The 17,943-nt window shown below is 45.4% G+C and carries 23 protein-coding genes; 6 read left to right on the top strand and 17 right to left on the bottom strand.

From position 1 onward, the window contains the following. The first annotated feature begins 54 nt into the window (after window positions 1–54). The 3 genes from yciA to gspS2 all read left to right on the top strand — a co-directional run bounded on the left by yciA (window position 55) and on the right by gspS2 (window position 1,259). The gene (yciA, locus tag KCG43_RS02390; protein WP_192015378.1) at window positions 55–453 is read left to right on the top strand and encodes an acyl-CoA thioester hydrolase YciA; all 399 of its coding nucleotides are present in this window, start codon (window positions 55–57) and stop codon (window positions 451–453) included. 87 nt (window positions 454–540) lie between these two features. Continuing rightward, a complete protein-coding gene (locus tag KCG43_RS02385) occupies window positions 541–843 on the top strand; it encodes a YciI family protein (RefSeq protein WP_027253406.1) in 303 nt (100 codons plus the stop codon). A gap of 5 nt (window positions 844–848) precedes the next feature. Next, a complete protein-coding gene (gspS2, locus tag KCG43_RS02380; RefSeq protein WP_192015288.1) occupies window positions 849–1,259 on the top strand; it encodes a type II secretion system pilot lipoprotein GspS-beta in 411 nt (136 codons plus the stop codon). Window positions 1,260–1,339: 80 nt separating this feature from the next. Here the strand turns inward: gspS2 and KCG43_RS02375 are convergent, their stop codons facing one another. The 3 genes from KCG43_RS02375 to KCG43_RS02365 all read right to left on the bottom strand — a co-directional run bounded on the left by KCG43_RS02375 (window position 1,340) and on the right by KCG43_RS02365 (window position 4,455). Next, window positions 1,340–2,275, bottom strand: coding sequence for a class I SAM-dependent methyltransferase (locus tag KCG43_RS02375; protein WP_192015287.1), 936 nt, complete (start codon window positions 2,273–2,275; stop codon window positions 1,340–1,342). 65 nt (window positions 2,276–2,340) lie between these two features. Further along, the gene (locus KCG43_RS02370; RefSeq protein ID WP_218383305.1) at window positions 2,341–3,045 is read right to left on the bottom strand and encodes a TIGR01621 family pseudouridine synthase; all 705 of its coding nucleotides are present in this window, start codon (window positions 3,043–3,045) and stop codon (window positions 2,341–2,343) included. Between the two features lie 78 nt (window positions 3,046–3,123). After that, window positions 3,124–4,455: a sodium-dependent transporter gene (locus tag KCG43_RS02365; protein WP_218383069.1), complete on the bottom strand. Its 1,332-nt coding sequence runs from the start codon at window positions 4,453–4,455 to the stop codon at window positions 3,124–3,126. A 183-nt stretch (window positions 4,456–4,638) separates the two neighbouring features. Here KCG43_RS02365 and cls point away from each other — a divergent pair, with 183 nt between their 5' ends. From cls to KCG43_RS02350, 3 genes are all read left to right on the top strand, one after another. Further along, window positions 4,639–6,096: a cardiolipin synthase gene (cls, locus tag KCG43_RS02360; protein ID WP_192015285.1), complete on the top strand. Its 1,458-nt coding sequence runs from the start codon at window positions 4,639–4,641 to the stop codon at window positions 6,094–6,096. 403 nt (window positions 6,097–6,499) lie between these two features. Further along, a complete protein-coding gene (locus KCG43_RS02355; RefSeq protein WP_218383067.1) occupies window positions 6,500–7,015 on the top strand; it encodes an oxidoreductase in 516 nt (171 codons plus the stop codon). Between the two features lie 52 nt (window positions 7,016–7,067). Then, a complete protein-coding gene (locus KCG43_RS02350) occupies window positions 7,068–8,192 on the top strand; it encodes a GGDEF domain-containing protein (protein WP_192015283.1) in 1,125 nt (374 codons plus the stop codon). Window positions 8,193–8,199: 7 nt separating this feature from the next. On the opposite strand, the gene KCG43_RS02345 is transcribed toward KCG43_RS02350, so the two are convergent. The 14 genes from KCG43_RS02345 to KCG43_RS02280 all read right to left on the bottom strand — a co-directional run bounded on the left by KCG43_RS02345 (window position 8,200) and on the right by KCG43_RS02280 (window position 17,487). Then, window positions 8,200–8,655 (bottom strand): SRPBCC domain-containing protein, encoded by a 456-nt coding sequence (locus KCG43_RS02345; protein WP_052729897.1) that lies wholly within the window; start codon window positions 8,653–8,655, stop codon window positions 8,200–8,202. 145 nt (window positions 8,656–8,800) lie between these two features. Next, entirely contained in the window at window positions 8,801–9,307 is a 507-nt protein-coding gene (locus KCG43_RS02340; protein WP_192015282.1) for a GNAT family N-acetyltransferase, read from the bottom strand. Between the two features lie 259 nt (window positions 9,308–9,566). Continuing rightward, entirely contained in the window at window positions 9,567–9,977 is a 411-nt protein-coding gene (locus KCG43_RS02335) for a GFA family protein (RefSeq protein ID WP_218383065.1), read from the bottom strand. 36 nt (window positions 9,978–10,013) lie between these two features. Beyond that, window positions 10,014–10,475, bottom strand: coding sequence for a RidA family protein (locus KCG43_RS02330; RefSeq protein WP_218383063.1), 462 nt, complete (start codon window positions 10,473–10,475; stop codon window positions 10,014–10,016). Between the two features lie 29 nt (window positions 10,476–10,504). Continuing rightward, window positions 10,505–10,906, bottom strand: a complete 402-nt coding sequence (locus KCG43_RS02325) for a GNAT family N-acetyltransferase (RefSeq protein ID WP_225445124.1) — start codon at window positions 10,904–10,906, stop codon at window positions 10,505–10,507. A gap of 99 nt (window positions 10,907–11,005) precedes the next feature. Beyond that, on the bottom strand, window positions 11,006–11,176 hold the full coding sequence (locus tag KCG43_RS02320) for an N-acetyltransferase (protein WP_218383059.1): 171 nt from the start codon (window positions 11,174–11,176) through the stop codon (window positions 11,006–11,008). Between the two features lie 276 nt (window positions 11,177–11,452). After that, entirely contained in the window at window positions 11,453–11,794 is a 342-nt protein-coding gene (locus tag KCG43_RS02315; RefSeq protein ID WP_192015278.1) for a hypothetical protein, read from the bottom strand. Continuing rightward, the gene (locus KCG43_RS02310; RefSeq protein ID WP_192015277.1) at window positions 11,791–12,582 is read right to left on the bottom strand and encodes a hypothetical protein; all 792 of its coding nucleotides are present in this window, start codon (window positions 12,580–12,582) and stop codon (window positions 11,791–11,793) included. Before KCG43_RS02310 ends, KCG43_RS02315 begins: the two co-directional genes overlap by 4 nt. A 187-nt stretch (window positions 12,583–12,769) precedes the next feature. Further along, on the bottom strand, window positions 12,770–13,561 hold the full coding sequence (locus KCG43_RS02305) for a hypothetical protein (protein WP_192015276.1): 792 nt from the start codon (window positions 13,559–13,561) through the stop codon (window positions 12,770–12,772). A gap of 19 nt (window positions 13,562–13,580) precedes the next feature. Continuing rightward, complete coding sequence (locus KCG43_RS02300) at window positions 13,581–14,132, bottom strand: hypothetical protein (protein ID WP_218383057.1); 552 nt, start codon at window positions 14,130–14,132, stop codon at window positions 13,581–13,583. 916 nt (window positions 14,133–15,048) lie between these two features. Continuing rightward, window positions 15,049–15,885 carry a CsgG/HfaB family protein gene (locus KCG43_RS02295; RefSeq protein ID WP_192015274.1) on the bottom strand — a complete coding sequence of 279 codons (837 nt, stop codon included), beginning with the start codon at window positions 15,883–15,885 and terminating at the stop codon, window positions 15,049–15,051. A 13-nt stretch (window positions 15,886–15,898) separates the two neighbouring features. Further along, window positions 15,899–16,300 carry a curli assembly protein CsgF gene (locus tag KCG43_RS02290; RefSeq protein ID WP_192015273.1) on the bottom strand — a complete coding sequence of 134 codons (402 nt, stop codon included), beginning with the start codon at window positions 16,298–16,300 and terminating at the stop codon, window positions 15,899–15,901. Window positions 16,301–16,312: 12 nt separating this feature from the next. Continuing rightward, window positions 16,313–16,828, bottom strand: a complete 516-nt coding sequence (locus tag KCG43_RS02285; RefSeq protein WP_255557826.1) for a curli production assembly/transport protein CsgE — start codon at window positions 16,826–16,828, stop codon at window positions 16,313–16,315. After that, window positions 16,825–17,487: a LuxR C-terminal-related transcriptional regulator gene (locus KCG43_RS02280; RefSeq protein WP_218383056.1), complete on the bottom strand. Its 663-nt coding sequence runs from the start codon at window positions 17,485–17,487 to the stop codon at window positions 16,825–16,827. The genes KCG43_RS02285 and KCG43_RS02280 overlap by 4 nt, the downstream gene beginning before the upstream one ends. Between the last annotated feature and the right edge of the window lie 456 nt (window positions 17,488–17,943).

Genomic DNA, 17,943 nt, shown 5'->3' with positions numbered 1-17,943 from the left:
GCCAGCGTAATATTGATGACCATATGAATACATCTTCCCAACACATGATTTATGATGAATTCAGAAAATAATGTCCCACGAGGCCAGTTATTACTTCGCACTTTAGCCATGCCTGCTGACACCAATGCAAATGGCGACATTTTTGGTGGCTGGATAATGTCACAGCTCGATCTGGCCGGTGCGATTCTGGCTAAGGAAATATCTCGCGGTAAAGTGGTTACCGTCTCAGTCGACAACATAGTGTTTAAAGCCCCCGTCGGTGTAGGCGATGTTGTGTGCTGTTATGGCGAATGTAACCGTATTGGTAATACATCGCTCTCTGTCGCCATGGAAGTGTGGGTGAAACCCGTTGGCAATGACGGTATTGGTGAGCGCTACAAAGTCAGTGAAGCCACCTTCAATTATGTCGCCATTGATGCCGATGGCCGCCCTCGTCCGATTAAGAAAGCCTGATTTATCTGCCCTGATCGCTGGTTGGGGCTTTTTCATTCCGCTATGATAACGGCTGCATTCCACCACAAGTACAGGGAGACAGAACGCATGTGGTACGTCATTTTTTCTCAAGATGTTGAAAACAGTCTGGAGCGCCGTCTGAGCGTTCGCGAAAATCACCTGGCTCGCCTCAAAGCCCTGCAGGATGAAGGCCGCCTGCTGGTTGCCGGACCTATGCCCGCCATTGACAGCGATAACCCGGGTGAAGCCGGTTTTACAGGCTCTACCGTCATCGCCGAGTTTGGCTCTCTTGAAGAAGCAAAAGCCTGGGCAGATGCCGATCCTTACATTGATGCCGGTGTCTATGACAAAGTCATTGTGAAGCCATTCAAAAAAGTACTTCCGGCCTGATGGTTATGAATCGAGCATCCATAAAGGCCCTGTTTACCGCCATGATGGCTGCAGTTATTCTCACTGGCTGTGCTAAATCGCAGGATGACCTGACCAACGAGCTTGCGGAGCGCCGGGCAGCTGTCATTAACTCCAAAGCACCTTATCCCAAGATTGATCAGTACCAGATCATGAAAGCGAAGGCGCAGCAGAATATTGTTGAAATTACCATTCTCTACGGTGGTGGCGGTAAAGTTCCTCCCACTCAGGCGGCTCAGGCAGCGGCAGCGAACTTCTGCAGTAATCCTGAACTGACGCCTATGGTCAGCGAAGGTCTGGGCTATCTGATTCAGATCCTGGATATGCGGGGAAGACCCGTGGTGCAGCAGCCGATCAATGCACAATTCTGTGCCCAGATTGTTGCTCCCGGCTCCTGATCTGTTGCCAGACAGAAAACCAGGCAGGCAGGAAGCTAACCCGTTATAAAAATGCCGGAGATATCCTCCGGCATTTTTATTTATCGGGCAAAAATCATGGCCTTCAGCGCACTGTCGTGCTCCAGATCCGCAAACTCAGGCGGATTATCAAGGCGCTCAATAAACCTCAGTTCAGGTGCTTCCTCAGCCATGCCATCGATCAAAAACTGTGGTGACACAGCAGGCGAGTTGACACAGGCCAGCACCTTGCCTTCGGCTGTCAGCATATCCGGCAAACGGCGCAGAATTTTGGCGTAATCTTTCGTGAGTGCAAAACTGCCTTTCTGAAAGGACGGCGGGTCAATGATAATCAGATCATAAGGGCCATACTTTTTCAGTTTGCCCCAGGATTTAAAGATATCGTGCCCTAAAAAACTCACCTTGCTCAGATCGTGCCCGTTCAGCCGGTGATTATCCCGGCCACGCCCCAGAGCCGCTTTGGCCATATCCAGATTAACCACATGCTCTGCGCCGCCCGCAATGGCGGCAACAGAAAATCCACACGTATAGGCAAACAAATTGAGCACTTTGCTGTCTTTCGCCGCGTCTCTTACCCACTGGCGGCCATAACGCATGTCCAGAAACAGACCATTATTTTGCTTCTGACCCAAATCCAGCTGAAACTTAAGGCCATTTTCCGTCACTTGCTGCCAGGTTTGCAGCTCCCCCCAGATCACTTCCATCGGTGAGCCCACCCGGTCACGATGCTGCACCAAAAGCGACACCGCGCCCGAGCGCTGCCAGGCTTGCGTTTGCGTTACGTCTTGAAGTAAAGCCGTCAAAGCAGCCAGAAAGTCAGCATCCTGCTCTTTAAACAGCGATATCAACACCTGGCCGTCAAGCCAGTCGGCCGTCAGTTGCTCCAGTCCGGCCCAGCGCCGGCCCCGGCCATGGAATAGCCGGCGCATTTCATGAGGAGGAGAAGCCAGTTGCGACAGCAAATGTTGATAAAAAAGAGGTAAAGCAGAAGCGTCCATGAATCACCAGTATGGAATAAATAATAAATGAATCTAACCGGATTGCCGCTCTGGCGGCAACGGCGTTAATCAATGCGCGGTTTAACCAGCCCTGAAGGTAGCGAAGGCCATGAAATGTCCCAGGGCGCAGACCACTCGGACAACGCAACCTGCACTTCCTCCACTTGCCATAGCGAGCCTTGTTCAGGCAAACAGACAAAGCGGCTGACTTGTCCCTGAAAGGTAAACTGCAGGGCAAATGCGTGTAAATATCCGCGGTCTGCCTCTTCCTGACCATAAATATCATCACCTGTGATGCCGGCCCCCACACTTTTCAACGCCACCCGGATCTGATGGGTTTTCCCTGTGCAGGGTTTGCACAGGAACAGCCGGCGGCCACCACCGGCGGCCGTTGAAATAAACTGGGTAATAGCCGGATTCTCTCGCGTTGCATCCAGCTTCCAGCTGCGACGACGTGAACGGCTCATATCGCCAATCACTGTGCCCTGCTTCTTTTTGGGTTTCTTGCTGCTGATAGCGAGATAAAACTTCTGCACTTCACGACGGGCAAAACCGCCCGACAACTCGGCGGCGGCTTTCGCGTGACGGCCCAGCAGCAAAATGCCCGATGTCATCTTATCCAGACGGTGGATCAGATACAGCTGTTTATCTCCGGTTGCCGCAGCAACCTCCGCAAGCAGTGGCTGATCATTGTCATCTTTATGCACACTCACGCCAGCATGTTTGCAAATAACGAGGAAGTCCGGGGTTTGATGCAGAAGTGTAAACATGGTTCGCAGTTCGATTAACTCAGGAAAGCGGCAGTATACCCGCTCTGCCGCATGACGCCAGCCTTGTGATGTCATCCGTTACTGGAGGAAAAAGACCAGCAGCATGAGAACCGGACAGACAATACGCACATACCAGGGCCAGATCCGCCAGAACAGGCTCGACGCAACGGCCGGATAACCTTTGCGGATTTCTTGCAATACTTTATTTCTGTGCCAGATCCATCCCACCAGCAGCGCGAAAATCATGCCGATGATCGGCTGTGCGTAGGCTGTGGTCGTGGTCACTACCCGGCCGAACAAGGCGTCAAAATTAAACACAATGATCGCCGAGATGACGCAGATTAACCCGCCTATCCACCAGACGGCGGTACTGCGGCGCTGGTTCAGTTCTTCAATGGCGCAAGAGACGGGCACCTCCAGCATAGAAATGGAAGAGGTAAGCGCCGCAATGATCATCAGCACGAAAAACAAGATGCCGACTATCATGCCCACCGGCCCCATGGTGTCGAACATGGTCGGCAGCACACTAAATACCAGCGTATCGGACGCCAGTAATGCCCCGCTCTCGTCGTAAATCACCACGCCGTTATGCTGGGCCACAAACATAGCAGGCAGAATCAGCAGCCCGGCGATAAAAGCAACGGCAGTATCGAGCAGTGCAACCTGCGCTGCTGTTTTCGGTAGATTCGCCGACTTACTCAGATACGAGCCGTACACCATCATAGTGCACACCCCAAGAGAAAGAGAAAAAAACGCCTGCCCCATCGCGCTGACAATCAGCTTGGGAGACAAATGGCTGAAATCCGGGATCAGGTACAGCTTCAACCCGTTCCAGGCGCCGTCCTGCGTCAATATATACACCACCATAACAACGAACAGCAGCAGCAGAACAGGCATCAGACGGGTGGACCATTTTTCGATCCCATCAGCAACCCCGTTCCTTACTACCATTACGGTCAGCCACATAAAGACCAGCATGAGTATCAGGTTACGGCCGCTGCCAAACGCTTCCAGCCAGTGAGCCAGTGAAACCAACCCCACCACCTCACAAATCGGTGCCAGCAAATACCCCAATAGCCAACCGGCAACAATCGCGTAGAAACTCAATATCAGCGATACAGCTATCATACCCGCCAGCCCGACCAGCCCCATCAGGGCTTTCTGCCGTGGCCAGACTTTACGCAACGAGGTGATGGGATCGGCACTGCCGTAGCGGCCAATGGTCAGCTCAGCCACCAGCAAGGGATAAGCCAGCGCAAACACCATCAGCAAATAAACCATCAGAAATACCGCGCCGCCATTGCTGGCCGCCTGAGTCGGAAAACCCCAGATATTGCCCAGACCGACCGCGGAGCCGGCTGCCGCCAGAATGAAACCAATGCGGGAGCTGAATTGCGCTCTGTTCGCCATACACGATACTCAAATAACAAGGGGCTCTTACAAGATAAGACATTTCTCAGCGTATAACGCCTTCACTATTGATACATACGGCATTATAAAATGTGTCAAGTTTTCGCTTAACCCTATGTTTTACAGCGATTCGGGTGCAAAATAGAGCGCAGGTATGCATATAGAAAGAGACAAGCCGCTTTTATGGATCACGTTTATCAAGTCTTAGCCTGGCTCAGCCTGTTTATCTATTGGGTGGCCATTGCGGCTGTCACTATGCGGGTGGTATTCAAACGTCGTGTTGTGGGCGTGTCGCTGGCATGGCTGATGATTATCTACATCATTCCTATTGGTGGCATCATTGCCTATCTCTTGTTTGGTGAACTCAATCTTGGCAAAAAGCGGGCATTACGTGCCGAAGAAATGTTTGAGCCCTTCGCCAGCTGGTTTAAGCAACTGTATAACTGCCCGGGACACCAGCCTCAGCTGATGAACCTGCATACCAAACCCATTCACGATCTGTGTCAGAACCGCCTCGGCATTCCGGCGTTGGTGGGTAACAGCATGACATTGCAGGACACCCCGCAAACCATTCTGCGCTCGCTGATTTCAGACATACAGCAGGCCCATCGCGCAATTCATTTGGAATTTTATATCTGGCATCCGGGCGGCCTGGCCGACGAAGTGGCAACAGCATTAATTCTTGCCGCTAAACGTGGTGTTAAAGTCAGATTATTGCTGGATTCTGCTGGCAGTATGCGTTTTTTCCGTTCCCACTGGCCGCGTTTAATGAAGCATGCCGGTATCGAATTGACAGAAGCGCTGGCTGTCAGCCCGTTACGTATGTTCCTGCGAAGACTGGATATCCGGCAGCACCGTAAAATTGTTGTCATTGATGCGCAAATTGCCTATACCGGCTCCATGAATCTGGTCGATCCGGCTTTTTTTAAAACAGATGCCGGTGTAGGGCAATGGATTGATGTGATGGTGCGAGTCACCGGTCCGGCCGTGTCGGTGCTCAATTGTATTCAGGCCTGGGATTGGGAAGTCGAAACCGGGCAACGTTATTTGCCCCCCGTTCCTGAATGCGACGCAACCCCGCCTGCTGGCAACATCGATATGATCCAGGTGATTCCGTCCGGGCCGGGTATGCCGGATGAAATCATCCATCAGGTTCTGCTGATCAGTATTTACCAGGCCAGGGAGCGCGTGGTCATCACTACCCCCTATTTTGTACCCAGCGAACACTTGTTACATGCGCTGATCAGTGCCGCGGAACGAGGGACAGAAGTTCACATTGTCATTCCCGCCAAAAACGACTCTGTCATGGTGGAATGGGCCAGCCGCTCGTTTTTTGCCGAACTTCTCAATGCCGGTGTGTTTATTCACCGGTTTAACGGCGGTCTGCTCCATACTAAATCGGTTGTCGTTGATGATACCCACTGCCTGATTGGTACAGTCAACCTGGATATGCGAAGTCTGTGGCTGAATTTTGAAGTGACGTTAGCGGTAGATAATCCGGTTTTTACAGCGCAATTAGCACAATTGCAGCAACAGTATATAAAACAATCCAGCCGGATTGATCCGGCAAAATGGCGTGAACGTTCTTTAGGCCATAAATTTCTTGAACAGTGCTTTTATATGTTCAGCCCGTTACTTTAATTTGCCTGTCATGCCGGCGTGATCAACAGCGCCAATGACTTCAGCAGAGGCACTTTAACTAGGGTTCGCCGGTAATAGCATCAGATGTCTAAAAAAAGACACTTTGGCATCTGATTTCCTTGCGTGACAATAAACTTAAGTTGGAACTTCATATATGCAATCGCCTCCTATGCGCCACTTTTGGAACAAAAGTCACGCAACAAGGCTGTGTGTTTATACTAAAAAGTCCAATGATTGAAAAATATAAAACCACATAAACTGTCATTTCAGACATAACGCCCACATTCAATTCAAATTTGAAATAATCCCTTCACACTCATTCATACGAGAAAAGTATTGCTTTGCGCTTTTATATAGCTATCTTTGTATTTACGCACTAATCGCACACGAAGCTGAGGGATATGTGATTCCCAGGAAGTATATCTCACCACTTTCCAATACCCTCTTGTCAGGCCTGCTATTTGCAGGAGTTATTTTCGTTTTTCCTGTTTTTGCTCTCACACCACCTCCGTTGACACTTAAAGGGCAGTCGGCGGAAAATGCGCCCATAGAAATACGCCTGACACGAGACGATATCGCCAGCCTCCCGCAGGAATCCATCACCACCTCTATGCCTTGGGTCAATGGCAAAGCAACATTTTCCGGTGTTAATCTGCAAGCCTTGTTAGACCACTATCAGCTAAAACCCGGCACCATACATTTTACGGCCCTGAATAAATTTACCGCCGAGTTAAACTGGCAAGATATGGAAACATATCAACCTGTACTGGCGGTACGTCACAATGATGAATGGATGAGAGTACGTGATTACGGCCCCTTCTGGCTTATTTTTTCACTGGATACGTACCCAAACCTCATTGATAAGGGTTTCCTAGAAAAAATGGTCTGGCAAATAAACGAAATTAATGTGGTGCCATGACGTGTTATCTTTGAAATCATTAAAAGTCTTTCACTTAGCCGGGATGCCCTTAATGAAAAAGCTGCTTTTTTTTGCGGCTCCCCTGCTTATTGTGTTTACTTTCGTGTCTGTCAGCTCTTTAGAATCCAATGCTGAGTCTGTCAGTAAAGACCAGAATCTGGCCAGCTGGTTCATGATGCAACTGAGCGATGAATACAGTGAATTTATATACCAGCTTCAGAGCTATGAAGCCGGGCGGGCTGATAATAACGACGTGCTACTCCAGTATGAGATACTGTTAAGCCGCTTTAATTCCATTCAAGTCAACAGCCAGGTGAACCGCCTTCACAGCACCTTTGGCTCATTGCAATCTTTCAATCATCACTATCAAATCGTTAAAGGCTACGAAGCTTCGCTGCAACAGCTCACCAAACAGAACGTGACTGAACTGACCCTGGCGGTCAAAAATAATTACGATCAATTGATGAGTTATGCGTTAAAAACATTTCTTTTCTCCAACAATGTATTGCGCTCAAAACTGGACAGATTTATTTCTCTGCGCTGGTTAATCCATGCCTCCCTGTTTTCCACCTTGCTGATCGGCATCATGATGATTTACTTACTGATGAAAGAGTCGAAAACACACCATCAGCTGGCGATGTATGACTCATTAACCGGCATCCATAACCGACTTTGGCTCAACAGAAAATTAAAAGATCTTGAGAAATCCGGTAACGAGTTTGCGTTTTTCCTGATTGACCTGAACGGGTTCAAAGAAGTGAATGATACACTGGGGCATGGTGCCGGGGATCAGTTGCTAAAAACAATAGCGCGTCGACTTGATAACCTGACACACGATGGCATGTATGTTGCTAGGATGGGAGGTGATGAATTTGCTGTGATCCAGGTTTTCCCTCAGTCGGTCAATCAGGCGTATGTGTCGAACTTTCTGATGAACACGCTGGACCACGTACTCAAAATCCCCATTCAGCTCCTCCATCGCGAATTATCGCTCTCGGCCAGTATCGGCCTGAGCGTTTATACTCCGGGCAGCAAAAGCCTGTCAGAACTGCTGCAGGAGGCAGATTTTGCTATGTATGAAATGAAACAGCAATTTAAAGCAGAGCATCCATACCCAATCACCAACCTGGAACACCCTGCTTCTGATGCCGCACCAGGTTTTACCAAACGTCAGTAACCTGTTACTAATTGGCCGACCAGATATCGCTGGCCATTACATGACCCGTTTCCAGCAAGGTTTTTAAATTACTGATCACCGCGGGCCAGCCTTCACTGACATCCTGATAACTCAGCGAACCCGACTGCAAGTCACTGTGGATAACCGTTATCCGGGTGTCTTCACCAAGGTTTTCCAGCGCAACACTCACCTGAGATGAATGCATCACACCATGGTGCCCTCCGGTTTCCTGCCAGCTCAGCACTAAATGGTGAGGTGGATGAATAAGCAACACTTTTCCCGTCACATCTTCAATTTCAGAGCCGTCAGCCCGAATATGCGCCCACCGGCTGCCCACTTTCCAGTCAGATTCATTCACATGCCCCCAGTATTGCTGGGTCATTTTCGGATCCAGCAAAGCATTCCAGACATCAGTATCTTTTGCCGCGATATAGCTGACATATTTGAATTGTTCCAAGCTCATGGGCATACCTCATCATAGGGGCGGCAAATCTGGCCGGATAGCCAGAATACAGCTCAAGATACCTTGGTATCACTACCAAAGAGGAGAATTCAGTCATTCTTTATTGAGAGTAGCACTGAGTGTCTCTGCAAGCCGAACCGGATAGTTACAATAACTTCTTCATTTGCAGTAAAGTCCAGGGTTCACCATTAAAAACGCGAGTCGCCCGATCAGCCTGATACGTTTCAAACCCCATACCACGATAGCAATTTACTGCACGAAAATTGTGCTCAAACACGGCTAATGATACCACCTCAGCACCGAACTCAGACTCTGCTTTCTCCACCGCCATATCCAGCAGCATCCGGCCATAGCCCTTACCACGGTCCGATTCATTCGCCACTAGTACACGACAAAGTCGGCACTGTTTGGGTGCTGATTGGTATAACTCGACATAGCCTTTTGTCTGGCCTTCGACCTGAAATAAATAGGGATGGACTTCGGGACGGGCAATATGTTTCTCAATCTGTTCTATGGTCAGAGGAAACTGATACACAGGTCCTCCCCAAAGTAAATTAAACTCCTCATCCGTTACCCAATCCATGAGTAATGAATAGTCCTGCGCGGTAAACGGTTTTAGTTGATACCGGGAGCCTGGCCGTTTGATAAGCATGATCTTCCTTGGACAAATTTATACGGTGTTTAAACAGTTGCAACAGTTCGCAGAAATGGAACCTGATAACGCTCGGAGCCATGACGAAGCTCGAAAGCTGGCTTCATTTCTCAATCACAGGATCATCAACACACAAATGCAGTGAGTTCAGTTGCACAAAGCTTTGTAGCATTACTTTAGTAGAGAACCAGATCAAGGATCTAAGCCTGATTGATTGCGCTAACTCTCACTTTTTACAGAAGAAATACAGAAGAGAGGCTTATCCGCGCCCTTTTGGGTATTTTTTATGCTCATCACAAACCGCTAACCAAACGAGCTTATCATTGATATAAATATGTTTTTGCTTGCTGGGAGTAAAAGGCGTATCCAGCAAAGGAAGTGAAAATGTCACCCACTCATGACTGTATTTACCGCTGTCCAGCCACTGTACGCTGGCTCCGCAGTGCTTACAAAACCGACGAATAACGCCGGGGGAGGATGAAAACGCAGTGAGATGCTCTTCACCTTTCAGGCTAAAGTTATCCTTCAAGGTCGCCGCATAAGTGGCATACACAGCACTATGGCTTTTTCTGCACATAGAGCAATGGCAATGTGTAATGGCTTTAATTTCACCAAAGATAGAAAAGGTCACGGCCCCGCATTGACAGGAGCCTTGGTCTTGATTCGACATCAGATGGGTCGTCATGGGGCTATGACTGAAGACGCGCTAGTCTTCGATTTCAAAGATGGAGTCGATGATAATAGGTAAATTGCCACGGACGGACATGGCACCAAAAACGGATCGCGCATGTACACCTTTTTCTCCGAAAATCTCTGCCATCAGATCGGAACAGCCATCAAGTACCTTTGGATGCTGCTCAAAATCTTCAGTTGCATTGACAAATCCCTGGAGTTTCACCACCCGGCTGACTTTATCCAGACTCCCGACCGCCAGCTTAACAGCCGCCAAAATATCCAGACCTGTTATTCGGGCAAACTGATAACCTTCCTCAACATTGTATTCTCGCCCCAGCTTTCCTTTAGGAGCCTCGGCTAAACCGGCAACAGGTCCTTTACCGGATACATACAACAAATTTCCGCTACGAACACAATTGGCATAGCTGCCCTGCGGCTCGCTGGCCAAAGGTAACACCAGACCTAATGCATTAATTTTTGCTTCTACTGACATCTGTCCTCCATGACATGTCAAACGTCCTGCTAACCGTCCAGCGAATTCAGGTCAAGCTCCATGAAAATACTGAGCGGGTGCGCTTGGTACTGACCATAAGGCTCACAAACCCGATAACCCATGGTTTGATATAGGCCAATTGATTCAGGTTGATTCACGCCGGTTTCCAGGCGGGCAATGCCGATACCGTTATGCTTAAGGTACTGGTGCAAAGCCTCCATAATTTGCCGGGATATACCCAGGCCGCGATAGTTATCCAGCACAAACATACGCTTGATTTCACCGTACTGCCCGTCATCATCCATCATTTTCACTGCGCCAATACCGGCTAATGCACCGCGTACAAAAGCGCCGACCAGATGAACATTATCCTTCATGAGGGTTTCCTCACTTTCCAGATTGTTCGTCTCGGGTGGGTACAGACTATACATATAATCATCAGATGCGCTGAGGATCACTCGAACGTCATCACGATTGGGCATAACTCTCTGAATATACATAGTATTAACCAAGCATTAATGTTGTTACTGCTACACAGTCAAATAATAGTGATAATAATTTTCATCGCGCTGAAAACCCAACGACTCATAAAGAGCCTGGGCGGTCAGGTTTCCGTGCGATGTCTCTAACGCGATCCCTCTGGCGCCGGTACGACGGGCAAACAGGATAGCTTTTTGCATTAGCTGACGGCCAATACTCATGCCTCCATACCCTCATCACCAATAAAACCGACCAGCACTCAGGCGCTATAATCGGAATCAGCCTCACATAATAGCAATTTTGAAATCGGAATGAGAGCTTAAAGCGTAAAGTGATAACATTCTGTGCACTCACGCACATAGCCATACACCAAAGCAAACTCAGCCATTGTGCATCCCGATGTTTAGGACAAACTGTTCTGAATTTGCATCAATCTGCGATTCTGGGGGCGCACAGTACTACAAGGCAATCTAAGATGCCATGAGTATTGAGACACCTCAGGAATGAGGTGTCTGGGTGGTAATTTGGCAATCGTCAGTGACGATCAGCTGAGACGTTTCGCCAGTGGCATCAACCGTGATACTGACAGGGAATTGTGCACGACCCATCACCATCCGTGATTGGCCCGAACCACTGACAGAGGAACGCATTCTGTTACCACCTGTAGATTCCACCAAAAGATTGACCTGTTTAGATGAAGTAATAGCCAATGAAACAGACTGCTCACCAGACTGACAATCCAATGTCACTGGCAAATCGGGCTGCAGACCGGCAATTGCAGGAGATGAGAGAAAAGCGGCAAGAAGCACCGCTTTTCTTATCAGAGATTGTATATTCATAATTGTGTGGTAATAAAAGTGTTACCAGATGAGTTCACAATGGTATCTGTCGCAACATCGTTATCTGTCTGTGTGATAATCACGGTGTTGTTGTCTGCTGCCCCCCCCGCCCCCGTAATGCTGACAAAGGCCTGGGAGGTGTTACCCCACTGAGTAATGCCCACGGTATTATTATCCGCCTCGCCCGTCAGCATAACATTAGCAAGATTACCATCTCCCTGCTGCCAAACATTCACAATGTTATTATCCGGGTTGTCAAATGGCGCCCCGGCAATATCAATCATGGCCATATTACTGCTGCCAATCTGAGTCGCACTCAGTATGTTGTCATCACCCGCGGTAACAAAAATTTCTGCTGTATTCAGAGAACCATCCTGAGTCACAGAAGCCTCGTTATTGTCTGCATTATTCAGCATTGAAATATAGGAGCTGTTTGTCGACCCAGCCTGATTGACATCAACCACATTCCAGTCGGAACCAAAATCAGCGATCACTATTGAGGTGTTCGTTGAACCAGCCTGCGCAATAGAAATTGTATTGTTACTTGAACCATTGTCTATATATATATCTGAAAACTGTAATTCACCAACCTGATGAATCGTCGAGGTGTTTGAATCAGAGTTATTATCATGAAAAACACTGGACTCATGTCCCGGACCACCCGAGAATTGATAAACATTAACATAGTTGTCATCACTGCCATTCAGTGATGTATTTGAGGACGTGTTGGTTGCAATTGCACTACCTGACGCTAAAAGTGCAGAAATTGCAAGAGCGAGCTTTTTCATGGTGCTATCCTTTTTCATCGGTTGATTGAGTGCTCATGCCATTACTGCCCGGGTTATTGAATATTTCACCCAAATAACACGAGGTAACTTATCATCTGTTTTTCAGCCACTACATTCATGCTGCCTTTACTCTTATCCTAAATAAGAATAAAAGCGGCGATACTCGCCGCTTTTATTCTTTCACACATCAGAATTGAACTGTTGTAAAACTATTATCTGATGAGTTCACGATAGTATCGACCGCAACATCCAGGTTTGTCTGGGTAATGCTAACGAAGTTATCATCAGCCTCGCCGCCAGCACCAATAATACTGACAACTGCTAGTGATAAATCACCAAGCTGATTCACAAGCACAGTATTGTCATCTGCTTCACCGAGCAAACTCACCACTGAAAGGTTTGTATCACCTTGTTGAAGTACATTGACTAAGTTGTTATCCGGATTATCAAATGGCGCACCTGCAGCTAATACAATGGAGGTGTTCGTTGTGCCGATCTGAGTGGTGTTCAGGATGTTATCATCCCCGGCGACTACAGTAGTAATTGCCGTATTCAAATCGCCAATCTGTGTATGTGATGCAAAGTTGCCATCTGCATTAAGGTTCATTTGAATATCGGAGCTGTTCAGACCACCAGTTTGTGTGACCACTGCACCATTCTGATCAGAATCATTATCAACAACCACATCAGATTCGTTTGAATCACCCTGCTGATTAACAATTGTCCAGTTGTTATTTGAACCATTGTCATAGATGACTTCTGAGTCATGTGTCAAACCAATCTGAGAAACGGTAGTGTTGTTATCATCAGAATTATTATCGTGAAATACAGATGAAACATGACCAGCCGCTGGAGAAAACTGGAATACACTTACCACGTTTCCATCACTACCATTCAGTGCTGTATTGGTTGAAGTATTTGTAGCATAAACACTACCAGATGCTAACAGTACAGAGATTGCTAAAGCTAACTTTTTCATAGTACTTTCCTTCATTGTGTTAATAAAATAAAATATTTCTACTCATGCCATTTAAAATTAATACGGATTCATTACCATTCTGGTTAATATCAAATCCTGAAAAAATAACATGAGGTTTATTTACTACGACCGCTATGTTTTCATCACCACGCTGAGTGATACTATCGCTATGACCTATTCCATTTTGACTTAGGATAGCAATGTTTCCATTTCCATATTGTTCTATACTCCCATCATTTCCAAACCCATGTTGAGAGACAGCAGCATAATTATTATCGCCATCCTGCTCAATATATGAACGGTTATAATGTCCCTCTTGATGAGAGTAAGAAAAATTACCTCGACCGCTCATTTTTATCTTACTTTGATTTCCTCCCCATCCCCCTGATGATTTCTGAACAATGATTGCCGTACTATCAGTGGCACCATATGCTTCAATTGAAGATATATTGCCATCTGACCCCCAAGCATGGTTTAACTCGTTTTCCGCTAATTCCCCCGCATTCGCTCCGCTAACACTGAATACAGAAAAAGTAAGTAAAGTCATATTGAATATATTTAAAAATTTCATTTTCTTGTCCAGAAGAAAATATGCTTGTAAAAATATTATGGCAGCTTAATGTTTTTACACCATAAACTTAATAGTGAAATTATCAATTATGATAATTAAGAAAACGAACATAGAAATTGACTTGTAATCCTGTATTAATCAAATGGTTAGCCCATGTAAGAAAGACAATCTCAATATAAACCATAGGATTATTTTGTTAATTAACACTTAGATTTAATGATTATTGCTATAAATTTTTCAAACAAATCCAATGTTCTAATTCTTGCCGCATACACAAGCGACTTGTGGATGCAGGTAGCGAAAAATGAGTGGATCCCCAGTCACATAACTTAACTATATGATTAGGCCAGGCTGGTGTTTCATTTAGTAAACGCAATCAACACCGCTACAAAGCTTCAAATAGGACAGGTAGAAGAATGACTTTATGAATGGAGTCGAATTTCAGGAGAAATCACTCTCGCCGCTCTCACACCAGAATCATCAGGGCGAGATCACGAGTTAACAAATTGTAAAATCACTACTTAAATAGCATGCGTGGAGCTATAAGAAGAGTGATTTTTAGCCATCTACTACAGGTTCTAAACATATGAGTTGTTCAATAATTGTTCGGATGTTTCGAGAGAATTTATTAGTGAGCAAAAAGTGAGTATACGTGCTCTCACCCTACCAGAATCATACTGTTCCGTACCGCGACGATGTATACGTTACATTTAAGCTGGTAGTACCTGCCCCCAGTTTGTCAAAAATTTCTTCGATAATGTGCGATTCATGTACAGAACCCGAGTTCCTTAATCTAGTGGCATAACGAATTTCGCCACCTAAATAAAAACAGTACCACCCAACACTATGCCCGACACATAGCAAAAAGCCATCACAATGTGATGGCCCATAGCAATAGCTGATTAATGCCAGATAACTAGATGAGAGGCTGTTCTGTAAACATGTATTTTTGAATCACTGGATTTCCTATATCTGAACGATTGGCCAGCTTCCAAAGATTGGTATTGATACCATCGACAATCAACTGAATTACTGCTGCGTCTATAGCAGACATAACAGCTATATTGACAGGCTCATTAGTGGTAATTCCCAGTTCAGCCTCCAGTAAATCTTTGTAGTCGATGAACTTAAAAACGCCGGTTTGAAGCTCTTGCGAGAGTATCGTCTTACTTGTTGTTACACTCAGCAGCACCCGTCCCGTTCGCACATCTATTGCCCTGAGATTCACGGTGACCTGGTCAGTTCTGTACTTAGAAGAGATGCCAATCCCCAGATACCGAGCACCGGAACCTCCGGTTTGAATATTGGTGTCATAGGCAACAATCCCACCTTCAATCACAATATTGGATGACATGAGTGAAGGTAAATGAGAACCGTGGTTGACTGGTATCTCGTGTTTCTGCTGGGCTGCACGGATGATTTTCCGCTCCGTCAACAGATTCTGCAAACCTTCCCGTTCCAATGGGACAAACCACCTTGAATTCAATAACGATGTGGTAAGTAAGGCAGCCCCTCCCTGCGGCACAGCAGTTGAAAAGTTACTGTTCGGCTGCGGTTTATATTGTCCTGTTTGATCTCTGAAATCATAAACAGAGACAAAAATCTGACCTTGAGGCAATGGGAGAGAGACTAAATCTTCATAAATTGCTCCTCTTGGCATCAAAGTAGGCTCTCTATCTGCATCAGGTATTCTCATTGAATTGGAACACGCATTAATTAACAACACAGAGCACAAAATGACGATGTTTTTCATGACAAACTCCCTGTTAGTCAGGCATCAACCCGTTAACTTGAATGGTTGATGATTCTCCCGTTTGCTTATCCGTAATTTGAATCAATAAAACCCCATTATCATCGACAATATTTAAGAGGAAATCATCTGTTGATAACTGACCTGTATTACCATTCCCCACATCAGCAAGTAACTGGCTAATCAATCTTGATTCCAGGTTTGCTGTCAATCTTTCCAGATCAGACTGCTGTTCAAATGGATCACTGGAAGTCGGATCTTTATGATCATTAATCGCATTAGCTACGCCTAAGAGAAAATTGCCATTTAATGGATTACCGCCAAAATTTGGATTTACTGGTGTGTAAATTAACTCTGTTGCTTGGGCGCTCCAACCAATGACACCCATTAACAGCAAAGAATAGGTCTTTCCCTTCATGGTGCTTACTCCTTAAATTTCGTCGTAGTCAATATCGAAGGTATCTTTTAAATACCTTTCTATCCGCCATCTCAATACATAATTTCCCACTGCTGAAACAGCTTGATCTGTTTTTTCTTCAACATTCTGTCGCCCTGGGGACAATGCTGTTCTGTATATAATGTTTTGCCGATGATATATCGTAATAATACTTCCAGATAAAGCGGTCGGTCTTTCTTTTACAAGCAGGTTTTCTTTTAACTCATCAACTTGATCTTCTAACTTTTGTGCAAATAATGAGTAAAAGTCTGCCCCTAATCGAGTCATCGTCCTGTCTATAACAGCACCGCTAATTTCACGAAGACTATCCAGACTTTCTAACCTTCCTTTAGCTTCTAAAGGTTCATCACCCTCTAAACTTTTACCATTTTCAAGTTTCTTACCATTCTCTAGAGGTTGATTTTTCTCTCCCGAATTCTCACTCGCTATGCTTGCCTGCTGTGTTAACATACAAAGAACAAAGACAGAAATAAGATTTAACTTTTTCATGATAATAAACTATTAAATGAATGATTCTTAGCCCACATAAACGCCTGCAGGCGATTCTTGACTTTGATTTTTTTAAACACATTATGAAGATGTGTTTTGACTGTATTTTCACTGACAAATAAAGAGTCAGCGATTTGAGAATTAGATGCACCGGAAACTAAAAGTTGCATAATTTCTTTTTCTCGACTCGTCAACTCCACATTTAATTTTGGTATAGTGATTTCAGTACTCCGGTACTCAGAAATCAGTTCCTGGCATAACTTACGGCTAAACCACAACTCACCACTTTGTATCTTCAGCAACCCTTCAGATAACAGATCAAGTGAATCGCTGGTATAGAAAACCCCCACCAAATTCGGCCATCTCTTAAGCTCATCGACCTTAATATCAGTGCAAACATTAATCAGAACTTCAGAAGGTATTACCTCTTTATCTGCCATGATACTCAGATACTTTTCACTCGATTTCTGCGTGATACTGGCAGAATCTAAAATGAACAATGTCTCTTCTATCTGCTTAGCTGATAACTTGCTGATTTCATCCAGCTTTATACAGTTTATGGAAAATGTAAGCTTCTTTAGCAAGTACTCTTTCAGAATAGAAGACTGAATACTCTCGTCCGACACTAATGCCAATCTAGTGTATGATTTTCTAGACATTCCTACTCGTCCTTTCATTATTATATTAGCGTTTTAATAAAGTTAACTTTAGTTCACGTAAAAAAAATGACAAATAATAAAGCTATCGTGAAGTCATTTAAAGTTAATCATTTAAAAACATAGAGTTACAATTGGTCTTACATTTTAACCTTAATACTTATTTGTCTTATGAAGCTCAATAAAATTATATAAAAAATCACCTTTTTATTTTTAGCACTGGAAGTTTAGTTTGGTAGTAAACTTAAGTATTAAATTTCAATTATTCAGTTAAATTAGATAGTTGATGAAGGCTTTCTACACATAAACATTTTTACCATAAAATCATGTGTCAATATTTTTTACGTTTGTCTTTCTAGGCAGGTTTATTCTGAGATAATTCGGTTCAATATTCATCAGAGAGTATATGGCTGCAGAGTTAAGCTGATTGATGCCTATTGAATATGCAGGATGATGGAT

Source organism: Photobacterium sp. WH24 (genome assembly GCF_019204055.1).
Taxonomy (GTDB): Bacteria; Pseudomonadota; Gammaproteobacteria; order Enterobacterales; family Vibrionaceae; genus Photobacterium; species Photobacterium arenosum.
The sequence above is the reverse complement of the archived record's forward strand: the minus strand, read 5'-3'. Positions and strand labels throughout refer to the sequence as shown.

What these genes read in the sequence shown, in the direction of transcription:
- KCG43_RS02330 (WP_218383063.1), bottom strand. Translation starts at nt 10,475, where the DNA reads ATGTCAGTAGAAGCAAAAATTAATGCATTAGGTCTGGTGTTACCTTTG.
- KCG43_RS02285 (WP_255557826.1), bottom strand. Translation starts at nt 16,828, where the DNA reads ATGAAAAAGTTAAATCTTATTTCTGTCTTTGTTCTTTGTATGTTAACA.
- KCG43_RS02365 (WP_218383069.1), bottom strand. Translation starts at nt 4,455, where the DNA reads ATGGCGAACAGAGCGCAATTCAGCTCCCGCATTGGTTTCATTCTGGCG.
- yciA (WP_192015378.1), top strand. Translation starts at nt 55, where the DNA reads ATGAATTCAGAAAATAATGTCCCACGAGGCCAGTTATTACTTCGCACT.
- KCG43_RS02320 (WP_218383059.1), bottom strand. Translation starts at nt 11,176, where the DNA reads ATGAGTATTGGCCGTCAGCTAATGCAAAAAGCTATCCTGTTTGCCCGT.
- KCG43_RS02370 (WP_218383305.1), bottom strand. Translation starts at nt 3,045, where the DNA reads ATGTTTACACTTCTGCATCAAACCCCGGACTTCCTCGTTATTTGCAAA.
- KCG43_RS02300 (WP_218383057.1), bottom strand. Translation starts at nt 14,132, where the DNA reads ATGAAATTTTTAAATATATTCAATATGACTTTACTTACTTTTTCTGTA.
- KCG43_RS02325 (WP_225445124.1), bottom strand. Translation starts at nt 10,906, where the DNA reads ATGTATAGTCTGTACCCACCCGAGACGAACAATCTGGAAAGTGAGGAA.
- KCG43_RS02310 (WP_192015277.1), bottom strand. Translation starts at nt 12,582, where the DNA reads ATGAAAAAGCTCGCTCTTGCAATTTCTGCACTTTTAGCGTCAGGTAGT.
- KCG43_RS02290 (WP_192015273.1), bottom strand. Translation starts at nt 16,300, where the DNA reads ATGAAGGGAAAGACCTATTCTTTGCTGTTAATGGGTGTCATTGGTTGG.
- KCG43_RS02305 (WP_192015276.1), bottom strand. Translation starts at nt 13,561, where the DNA reads ATGAAAAAGTTAGCTTTAGCAATCTCTGTACTGTTAGCATCTGGTAGT.
- KCG43_RS02375 (WP_192015287.1), bottom strand. Translation starts at nt 2,275, where the DNA reads ATGGACGCTTCTGCTTTACCTCTTTTTTATCAACATTTGCTGTCGCAA.
- gspS2 (WP_192015288.1), top strand. Translation starts at nt 849, where the DNA reads ATGAATCGAGCATCCATAAAGGCCCTGTTTACCGCCATGATGGCTGCA.
- KCG43_RS02340 (WP_192015282.1), bottom strand. Translation starts at nt 9,307, where the DNA reads ATGCTTATCAAACGGCCAGGCTCCCGGTATCAACTAAAACCGTTTACC.
- KCG43_RS02295 (WP_192015274.1), bottom strand. Translation starts at nt 15,885, where the DNA reads ATGAAAAACATCGTCATTTTGTGCTCTGTGTTGTTAATTAATGCGTGT.
- KCG43_RS02345 (WP_052729897.1), bottom strand. Translation starts at nt 8,655, where the DNA reads ATGAGCTTGGAACAATTCAAATATGTCAGCTATATCGCGGCAAAAGAT.
- KCG43_RS02385 (WP_027253406.1), top strand. Translation starts at nt 541, where the DNA reads ATGTGGTACGTCATTTTTTCTCAAGATGTTGAAAACAGTCTGGAGCGC.
- KCG43_RS02280 (WP_218383056.1), bottom strand. Translation starts at nt 17,487, where the DNA reads ATGTCTAGAAAATCATACACTAGATTGGCATTAGTGTCGGACGAGAGT.
- KCG43_RS02315 (WP_192015278.1), bottom strand. Translation starts at nt 11,794, where the DNA reads ATGAATATACAATCTCTGATAAGAAAAGCGGTGCTTCTTGCCGCTTTT.
- cls (WP_192015285.1), top strand. Translation starts at nt 4,639, where the DNA reads ATGGATCACGTTTATCAAGTCTTAGCCTGGCTCAGCCTGTTTATCTAT.
- KCG43_RS02335 (WP_218383065.1), bottom strand. Translation starts at nt 9,977, where the DNA reads ATGTCGAATCAAGACCAAGGCTCCTGTCAATGCGGGGCCGTGACCTTT.
- KCG43_RS02350 (WP_192015283.1), top strand. Translation starts at nt 7,068, where the DNA reads ATGAAAAAGCTGCTTTTTTTTGCGGCTCCCCTGCTTATTGTGTTTACT.